This is a genomic window from Streptomyces graminilatus, assembly GCF_001418565.1.
Classification (GTDB): Bacteria; Actinomycetota; Actinomycetes; order Streptomycetales; family Streptomycetaceae; genus Streptomyces; species Streptomyces graminilatus.
Genome location: NZ_LIQQ01000479.1, coordinates 1 through 9,221 on the forward strand (window position 1 = coordinate 1; position 9,221 = coordinate 9,221).

Here is a 9,221-nt window from a genome sequence, read left to right on the forward strand (position 1 = left end):
GTGTAGGCGGGTAGCAGGGGCGGTTCGGAGCACTCGCGGTACCAGGCCCATGCGTGGTGGGCGGGGATGTGGACCTTTCCGCCGGGCGTCGTGCGGGTGGTGGTGACTGGCTGGTCGTGTTGCGGGGGGCGTTCGGGGAGTCCGCGCAGCGCGGCGAAGTCGGCGGGGCGGGTGGTCAGGCGTGCGGTGATGGCGTGGGTGAGGGCGGCGATGTGGCGGCACGGTGAGATGCCGCAGTCGCAGCTGAAGGTGATCTCGTCAGACGTGGGCTGGATGGGCACGCCGCCGGTATGAGCCGGGTTGGTGAGGCATTCGGGGAGTTTGCCGGTGCGGACGGCTTGGTGGTGCCCGCAGGTGGGGGAGGCGGATTGCCAGGCCGTGGTCTGGTCGTCGGTGAGGACCGGCATGGTGATCGTCGGGTGTGCTGGTGTGGTGTGGTGCCGGTCGCTGGCGGTGGCGCTGACTCGGCCGGGTTCGAGGGCGAGGTGGGTGAGGCCGCCCGCGGACAGGTCGTTGTGGCCGGCGAGCCAGAGGGCGTCGTCGTTGATGGCGGCCCGCAGGATGGTCTCCCAGGTGTGGGCCCATGCGTTCGGGGTCATCGCTGTGCTCCCAGGGCGATCAGGTCGATGATCTGGTCGTCGGTCAGTTCGGTGAGGGCGGAGTAGCTGTCGGCGAGCACGGCGTCGGCGAGGGCCCGTTTGTGGTTGAGGAGTTCATCGACGCGATCCTCCAGAGTGTTCTCCGTGATGAGCGGGTGCACCGTGACGGTGCGCTGCTGCCCCAGGCGATGGGCGCGGTCGATGGCCTGGTTCTCCTTGGCCGGATTCCAGGGGCGGTCGAAGAGCACGACGTGGCTGGCTTGAGTGAGGGTGAGGCCGGTGCCTCCGGCCTTGACCGTCATCACCATGAGCTGGCCGGAGCGGGCCTGGAAGGTGTCGATGATGCGCTGGCGTTCGCGGACGGAAGGGATGTCGCCGCTGTAGTAGAGCGGGTCGTGACCGTGGCCGCGCAGGTGCCGTACGAGGAGCTTGGCCATGAACCGGTACCGGGTGAAGATCAGCGTGGATTCGTCGGGGGCAGTCAGGGCGGGCAGCAGGTCGTCGAGCGCGCCGAGCTTGCCGGACCGGGATGCCGCCTGCTCAGGGTCGTAGTCGTCGTCCAGGGGGTCTTTGAGGTACTGGGCGGGTGAGTTGCAGATCTGCTGCAGTTTGTTGAACAGCTCCAGCAGCAGGCCTCTGCGGTGCACTCCTTGGGCGTCGCGGATTGCCTGGAGAGTGTCGTCGGCTGTCTGTTGGTAGAGCTGGATCTGTTCGTGACTGAGGTTGACGATGCGTGGCCGGATGTCCTTGGGCGGCAGTTCGGTCAGGATGCCTGGGTCGCTCTTGCGGCGGCGGAGCATGAACGCGCTCATGAGGCCGGACAGCCGTGTGGTTCGCTCGGTGTCGGCGATGTTGTCCTCGATGGGGCGGGCGAACTGGTCGCGGAAGACGCGTTGTGTTCCGAACAGGCCGGGGTTGAGCCAGTCCATGAGGGCCCATGCCTCGGTGAGGTTGTTCTCCACCGGGGTGCCGGTCAGTGCCACCCGGACTGCGGTCTGGATACGGCGCAGGGCGTGGGCGGTGGCAGTGCGGTGGTTCTTGACCATCTGGGCTTCGTCGGCGACGACCAGGTCGAAGTGCAGCAGGGCCAGCAGGTCGACGTCGCGGCGGAGCGTCTCGTAGCTCGTGATGATGATCGTGCGGGAGGTGGCGTCTTCGAGGGTGCGGTCGGCTCCCAGGTAGCGCAGGGTCGGCACGGTCGGGGCGAACCGGTGGACTTCTCGCTCCCAGTTGATGACGACGGAGGCCGGGCAGACGATCAGGGTCGGTCCGGTGGCGCCGGACGTGGATTCCCGGCGGTGCAGGTGTAGCGCCAGTGCGGTCAGGGTCTTGCCCAGGCCCATGTCGTCGGCGAGCAGCGCGCCGAAGCCCGCGCTGGTGGTGTTCGCCAGCCAGGCCAGACCCAGATGCTGGTAGTCCCGCATCGTTGCCTGCAAGGTTTGTGGCGCGGGGACGGGTGTTGTGCGGGAGCCGGTGCGCAGGAAGTCCACGAGGTCGGCGAGCGCGGCCGTCGGCTCGCAGGGCATGACGTGCCCGTCGACATCGATAGTCCCGGTCAAGGACGCGCGGAGGGCTTGTTGCGAGGAGATCGGGCCGATGCGGCGGTCGGCGGCACGGCGGGCGGTGTCTTCGTCGACCATCACCCACTGGCCCCGTACCTTGGCCAGCGGCCGTGGCGCCTGGGCGATGTCGTCCATCTCCTGGTCCGAGAGGTCGGCGTCACCGAGCGACATCTGCCACCGGCCGTCCAGCACGTCGTCGAGAGAGAACCGCGGCCGGGGCACGGCTGCGGACGCGTCGGGCTGTCCCCCGACCACTGCGCGGGTGCGCAGCAGGTCGGTCCACTGCTGTTGCCAGTGCACGCTCAGGCCGGCCCGCTCCAGTTGACCCCGTGTGGCGCCCAGCAGCAGGACGGCCTCACCGGCGAGCAGCGTGAACCGGTCGGGCACCGGGCCCTCAAGGAGCCGTCTGGCCGGCTCCCACACCTCGGCGATGCGCCGCAGCCGTCGGCGGATGTGCCCCACCACTGTCTCGTCGCCGGCCACCTGCTCAACCCGGCGGAACAGCTGCTGCTTACGGCTGTCCGCAGTGGGCTGGGCGACCAGCAGTTCGGCCCACAGCAGTTCCGTGTCGTTGGGGCTGCCCTTCTTCGGGGCCTGTACGGACAGTTTCAAGTCCACAGCCGGCACCTCGGCACGATCGTCCTCGGCGCGATCGGCCCACTGGTGCAGTGCGGCACTGCGCTGCTGCTGCGGGATGGGGGCGATGAACGGGGTGTGTCCCAGCACCGCTGCGGTGCCGGGGCCGCGCAGCATCGCCTCGGCGACCGCGTCGAGCCCGGCGCGGATCGCGACGCGCGGCGCCCACAGGAGATAGGGCCGGGTGTCGTTGGCTGCCCCGCAGTGCGCGGGAGGCACAAGGGCCTGCCGGAGCTGCCGTGCGCGCTGGAGCTCGTGTTCGTTGAGCGGGCCCAGACGCCACACGTCGGTGCCGTGGCTGTCCAGTGTCGGGTACACCCGGCCGTCGGCGACCACGGCCATCCCCAGCTGGATCACCTGGCGCCACATCTGGGCGGACGGGGCGATCTTGTCGCCGTCGGCTGTCCGGGCCATGGCGTTGGCCAGCAGTCGCACGGGTACCTGCCAGCATTTCACCATACGGGGGCCGACCGCGAGGCCCTGGCCGGGCAGGACGAGGTCTGCCGTGCAGCATCTGATCGGGCGGCGGCAGATAGCCTCCAACGGGAGCCCGTCGGCCCGGTAGAGCAGGAAGCGGCCGACGCCGTCCTGCAGATCGATGGTGATCTCCATGTCCTGCCGCAGCAGTTCAACGAGTGTGTCCTCGGCGGCTGCCGCCTCGTCGCGGTCCGCGAGGAGACCGGCCGGATTGCGATGGGCGCCTACGGCTCCTGAGCTGGAGGCCGCCACCGCCGGATCAGGAGCGGTGGGAGCGTTCCGATCGTGGCCCTGCCCCTCCGCCGGAGTTGCCAGCAATTCGATCATGGCCTCGGCGGCTCGGCGTTGCGCGTCGCGCTTGTTTGGCCCCTGCCCCAGGGTCTCCAGCCACTCCGCGTGCACCTGACAGGTGATCCGTGCGACGAATCCTGCGGAGTCCTGGTCGGGGTCCTCGATCCCCAACTTGCTGATCTTGCCGGTCTGTTTGAGCTCGTTCAGGAGCATCAGCGGATTCTTGCCGCCAAGCGCCGGCACCGGAACGCGGCCAAGGCGCAGACCTCGGCCTGCCTTCATGGCGCGCTGAACGGTACCCAGCAGTTGACGCGCTGCCGATGCCCGCGTGCTGGAGCGGCCAAGTCCCCGCTCCGTCACGGTGAGCAGCTCACCGCGGTACACGCAGGCGGCGACGCACACGAACAACGGTTCCAGTCCCGTGATGCCGGGCGCGCTTTTGAAGACGAGTTCGGTGATTGTGCCGGATTCGGCGAGTACCTTCAGCGGCTCCAGCGGATCCTCCTCCTGCGCGGGGCCATTGCCTGCCGCAGGGTGGGGCTCTGCGGCCTGGATCGGCAGCGGCGCTTGCACCGGCAGGCCGGCCAGTTGGGCCAGCAGCCGGTGTGCGGCAGTTCCGCGCGCCTGCCGCTTGTTGTTGCGCCATGGACCGAGTTCGCTGATCTGCTCTCCGTCGATCATGCAGGTAGCGCGCGATCGGAAGAGCGGCGGACCGGGATCGCTCTTGCGTACTTCTTCTGTATAGGAAGGCGTCGGCCCGTAACGCAGTGACTGATGCAGGGTCAGCACGGCGACAGCGACGCCGGGATCACACGCCCCAGCCAGGGCCGCCTCGCGAGCAGGCAGCCACGCTGCAGCTCGGGCGGTGAACAGAACAGCGTGCAGGTCGCGCGGGATCAACTCTCCTGCGTTGATCCGCAACACGATCTCGGCCACTTCTGCCGGCGCGATCTGGGGGCGTTCCAGAGCCTGTTGGAGGCGGGTCGGGAAGGACCCGTCCCGGGCCTGGGCCGGCGGCGAAGCCGACGAGAAGCGGCCGGCCGGCACCCATCCGGCGAGGGTGCTGTCCTGCTCGACCTGCTCGGCTCCACACAGGTGACCGAGCAGACTCACCGCCGCGCACTGATGGGCGGCCTTGCGGCTGGGGCGGGTCACCACGGCACCGTGGGTGCTCGAGCCGGGCTGCCGCCACCCGGCCTGAGCGCTGAACAGCTTCGGGTTCGCGCTGGGCACCTCGCGGATCACGAAGGCCGACGCAGCTCCGATGTCCTGGCAGTGCGTATGGAGCACGGAGGTGGCCAGCTCCGGACGCGCCGACACAATCGCCCACGCCCCGGAGACAGCCGCCTCGGCGGAAGGGAGCGACGAGGCCCGCATCAACAGCAGACGCAGATCCTTGACACCGAGACGTCCAGACCCTCCACGTGCGGAGGCCTCCGCAGCGACCTCGGGAGGCAAGTAGCGGTTCGCCCACGCCGCCTCCAACAGCCGGGAGAAAACATGCGGATCCACCGACTCAAGAGCAACACGGGAACCAGACGCGGGGTGTGGCACACGGGCAGTCGAATTGGGTGATACAGGGGCCATCTCTACCTTCAAGGAGAAACAGAAGAAATGATGTGGCATGTAGCAAACCAGCACTCCTGTGCGCAGCGGCTGACGAACAAGTCCTGCGACCGTCTGGGACGGGACGCCAGTGACCAGCACGCACTTGCGCACGGCGGTCACCCAGGAGAACCAGGACGAAGCCCCCAAGATCTACTCGATCGAGGGACAGAGGACCGGGACCGGGCGGTTCACCTGTCAGGAGGACGGCGGATGGCGCGTCCTTACGCATGCGCCTGCCCTGGCCCGGGCAGGCGTCAGCGCGTGCGGGAGTAAATGGGCGCCGCAGGTCCGTTCACCGGCTCAGCCACTCGATCGTGTCGGACAGGTCCTGGCGCTCCTCCGAGCCCTGGACGGAGTTGACTCGCTTTTTGTGGAACGCGACAACTCGGCCGTTCCCATTGGTGCAGCTCTCGCCCGAGACGGCATTGCAGAAACCGCAGCCCAGCGTCAACGGCAGCCGTTCGAGTCGGTCCCTGACATCCGTGAGTCTCCTGTACCGGTGGTCGTGGCATGCGAAGACCCCCTGGGGAGTCGTACAGGTGCCGCCGTCACCCAGGGGATAGCCGCACAGTTCACGGTCGCGCGGATCGTGATGTGCACACCGGTCGCTTTCCGTACGCCGGTTGAACGGGCAGCGCAGTCCGCCGGAGTAGCGCACCCAGCGGGAGTCCTGGAGTTCCTCATCCAGGGTCACGGTGCACCGGTCCGGGAAGGGATCCGGGACGTCGGCGGGCAGCGGCCACTGGTGCTCGACGCAGCGCTCGTTCGGCGCACCGACAAACGCGGCACAATGGCCCCAGGCCGGGTAGTTAGAGTGCGGTTCCGTGCGCGACGATGCCCAGAAGCACACCGGCCGGAGAATGGCAGCGAACTTGTCCCGCAGCTGACGGGCCTCAGGAGCTGGCGCGTATTGCAGGAGCCGGAAGGCTTCCTCCATCTCTTGGGCGGAGATCTCGACGCGCCGAGCGGCTCCATTACGTCTGCGTGCGATCACGCGTGCCGGCTTGGGCGGAGTGGGGGTGGTCCTCGACATGGAGGCGATTTGTACCGCAGCGCGGCGGTGTCGGCGCGATGTACACGCCGACACCGCCCACGCTACAAAGAATCAGCGCCTGAGCGCTGCACGCGCATCGTAGCCAAAATTCGCTTGAACGCAGCGCAAGGCGGGCGCACCAAATCGGCGGATGGGCTGCCGTCGCCTGTCCGGCTCTGCTCGGAGGTCTCCGAACCGGTCCGGGGCGCCAGGGGCGACGGTCCGCCAGATGGCGCATGGATCGTGACCCTGACCTGCTGCATGCGTTGGACTCGTCGTGTCGAAGATCGAATCCAGCAACGTCAGCACTGCCCCGGCCGGAAAGCCCCAGACGCTGCCTTTCCTCCTGACGAGTCAGCAAGGTGAAGCTGCGCGGACGTTGCTGAGCTACGTAGTCTCGCTCGGCCTTCCTGACTCCGACGCCCAGCTCGTCGCTGTGGTGGTGGCCATCCGGGCCGCACGTGGCGGTGTCGGCAACCTCACCGGGACGGACCTGTCCACCCTGCGGCTCAGCGATGCGCGCGGGGCCGTCGATGCCCTCCGCGCCCTGGGCTGGCAGGTGGACGACGCCCTCTTCGACGGCGATGATCCGGCAACGCCGGTACCCGTCACGGTCCCTGACCTGGCACGGGAAGCTGACCGCCCCCTTCCGTTCGGGAAGAACGTGCGCTCACGGGTGTCTGGATGGACCACGAGGGCCTTGTCCGCCAAGCCGGTCAAGAAGCTCCCGCCCGCCGCGCGGCTGGCCGGCTTGTTCCTCGCCGCGCACAGCACGTCCGCGCTCCATGGACAGATCCCGCCCGACCTTCCCGAAGCCTGCCGTGCCGCCCTGCCTGATCTCCTGCGGAAGGGATTCCTCGCGGAGCTGTCCGAGGGCCGTTGCCGGCTCGACCCTGCAGTACGCCACTTGTCGGGCCTGCGCCGTCCCACCGAAGAGGAGCGGGCGGCGGAACCCGCGAAGGCCGAAGGCAAGACTGTGCCCCCTCGAATGCCGGAGTTCCAGTTCGACGCTGCCGCCTGGTCAGCGTGGAAGACAGCGGCAACCCCTGCACTGCGACGGCACGTCGAGACGGTCGAGTACTGCGCCATGTGCGCTCTGGAACCGGGGCGGGTCGCGGAGGCATTCATGGGGCGCGTTCGCCCTCAGTTCTTCCCCAAGTGGATCAAGGACGCCTACGGCGACTGGAAGGACTCCCACCCCGACCGCGGCCCGCAGGCGGCCGAGTTCACCGTGACCTTCCGGGCCGAGCACGGCCACGGCCCGTCCTACAACCAGCTGTGCTCGGGCATGGGCTGGGGCGTGAACCGATCAGTGCGGGGCTTCATCGTGCAACGGCTGCTGGCGAACGAATGGTTGATGGACACGAGCCCCGTGCCGTGGACACTGCGCCCGGGCAGGGCCGCTCAGGACCAGGGCATCGCGCTGCCTAAGGCGCGAAGCTCGACCGTCGCCGCGCACGTCGGGCCGTAGCCCGGCAGCCCCATGGCGATGGGCAGTGGCCCTCTGGCGCGGAGCCGGGAGGATCTATACGTTCGCGGACCATGAGTTGGACTACTGCGCTTGCTGTGTTCGGTGCGAGTACGGGCGCCTTCGGAGTGGCCTGGCAGGTCTGGAGCCATTGGCTCACGGGCGGTCGAGTTCAGGTGCTCGCCTTACGTGGACACCGCAGCGACGATCGCTGGGAGATATCGACATCGGTGGTCAACATCGGTCGCCAGGACGTGACTGTGCACGGGTACACCGTCTGGTTAGACCTGGACGGGATGCTGTGGAAGCGTCTGCGGTGGAAGGCTCGGATGCTGTTCAAGGTCGGTCTCGCCCAAGTACGCAGCACTCTGGTCACCTTGCCGCCTTCGTTCAATGTCAGTGGCAACGGGTGGCTGCGGGACGGGAACGGCGGCATCCAGTTCCCCGTGGTGGTGCGGGCCGGGTCCACCCTCCGGCTGCCGAGCATTCTCCTGGGGTGGGAGTCGGATGCGCGGTGCCGGCCGCGGGTCGCGATCCACTTGGGCTCGGGGAAGCTCGTGCAGGCCGAGGCGCGTCCGGCGGATGTGTTCGAGCCGTTGGACGTCACTTCACAGTTCCGGATCGTCGCGTACATGGAGGTTGACACCCGGTCGGATGAGCTCGCGGGCCGCCCAGAGGGAAGCAACGGAGGGCCGACCCGGGTGACCACGAGCGTGAGGAGCCGTGGGAACAATCGAGTCGACAGCGTGATCCATATCGACGAGCCATCCGACCCCGTGTGACGAGTCGCGTCAACTCGCAGCGGGATTCGCCTGGTCAGTGCGGGGCCGGGTGCTCGCGATGCGCGGTGTAAGGGAAGACCCCGAGGCTGCGGCAGTCTTCGCACAGGGATTGCATCCTTATCCCGGAGCCGTCGCCGCGGAAACGGATGCGCCCGGCGGCTCCGCAGGCTTCGCAGGTGTGCTCGGACGCGGTCTCGGCGACATCGGTCAGAGCGGCGGCTTGGTCGGCGAACTCGCCGTCGAACTCGCCGGCCTCGAAGCGATCGGCGACGCTGACCCGCAGCCCGCCGAGCTGGGTGCCGAACTCCTCGACCCGGTAGGCGGGATCGAGCGCGGACAGGTCGCGATGGAGCTGGTCTAGCAGCTCGGTCCATCCGGGGCCGACGGTGGTGACCCAGGCCGGGATCTGTCGCGAGGTGTCGGTGACGCGGTTCGTGTCCGTCATGCCACCCATGGTGACGTGGGGGTGTGACAACGGGCCCTCGGCAGGGTAGGGCTGACATACACCTCTGCGCTTGTGGAGATCGAACAAAGCGCCTGCTGTATTGCCGGCTCCCAGCTCACGCGTCCTGGCCACACACCTGCAGGGCCTCTGCAGGAATGGCCGCACCTCGGCCTCACCTCACCGTCGGCAGGCCCTCTGAGCGCTTCAGCCCTCACCAAGAAAGGTCAAGAGCAAGGAAAAACCCCAGGTCACGGCGAGTGAGTCCCGGGGTTTTCCAGAGCCGCCTTCGGGATTCGAACCCGAGACCTACGCATTACGAG

The 9,221-nt window shown here is 68.2% G+C and carries 6 protein-coding genes; 2 read left to right on the forward strand and 4 right to left on the reverse strand.

Annotated elements, in window-relative coordinates; all coding sequences use genetic code 11:
* From AOK08_RS33445 to AOK08_RS46120, 3 genes are all read right to left on the reverse strand, one after another.
* Positions 1–599: hypothetical protein (locus AOK08_RS33445; RefSeq protein WP_055532996.1), on the reverse strand; the 599-nt coding region annotated here is incomplete at its 3' end.
* Positions 596–5,077 carry an SNF2-related protein gene (locus tag AOK08_RS43970; protein WP_241827199.1) on the reverse strand — a complete coding sequence of 1,494 codons (4,482 nt, stop codon included), beginning with the start codon at positions 5,075–5,077 and terminating at the stop codon, positions 596–598. The genes AOK08_RS33445 and AOK08_RS43970, both read right to left, overlap by 4 nt.
* A gap of 388 nt (positions 5,078–5,465) precedes the next feature.
* Entirely contained in the window at positions 5,466–5,867 is a 402-nt protein-coding gene (locus AOK08_RS46120) for a hypothetical protein (RefSeq protein ID WP_157876896.1), read from the reverse strand.
* A 718-nt stretch (positions 5,868–6,585) separates the two neighbouring features.
* Here AOK08_RS46120 and AOK08_RS33460 point away from each other — a divergent pair.
* Entirely contained in the window at positions 6,586–7,677 is a 1,092-nt protein-coding gene (locus AOK08_RS33460) for a hypothetical protein (protein WP_241827200.1), read from the forward strand.
* A gap of 71 nt (positions 7,678–7,748) precedes the next feature.
* Positions 7,749–8,456 (forward strand): hypothetical protein, encoded by a 708-nt coding sequence (locus AOK08_RS33465; RefSeq protein WP_157876897.1) that lies wholly within the window; start codon positions 7,749–7,751, stop codon positions 8,454–8,456.
* A gap of 34 nt (positions 8,457–8,490) precedes the next feature.
* On the opposite strand, the gene AOK08_RS33470 is transcribed toward AOK08_RS33465, so the two are convergent.
* On the reverse strand, positions 8,491–8,901 hold the full coding sequence (locus AOK08_RS33470; protein ID WP_157876898.1) for a hypothetical protein: 411 nt from the start codon (positions 8,899–8,901) through the stop codon (positions 8,491–8,493).
* Positions 8,902–9,221 lie beyond the last annotated feature (320 nt).

What these genes read in the sequence shown, in the direction of transcription:
- AOK08_RS33465 (WP_157876897.1), top strand. Translation starts at nt 7,749, where the DNA reads ATGAGTTGGACTACTGCGCTTGCTGTGTTCGGTGCGAGTACGGGCGCC.
- AOK08_RS33470 (WP_157876898.1), bottom strand. Translation starts at nt 8,901, where the DNA reads ATGACGGACACGAACCGCGTCACCGACACCTCGCGACAGATCCCGGCC.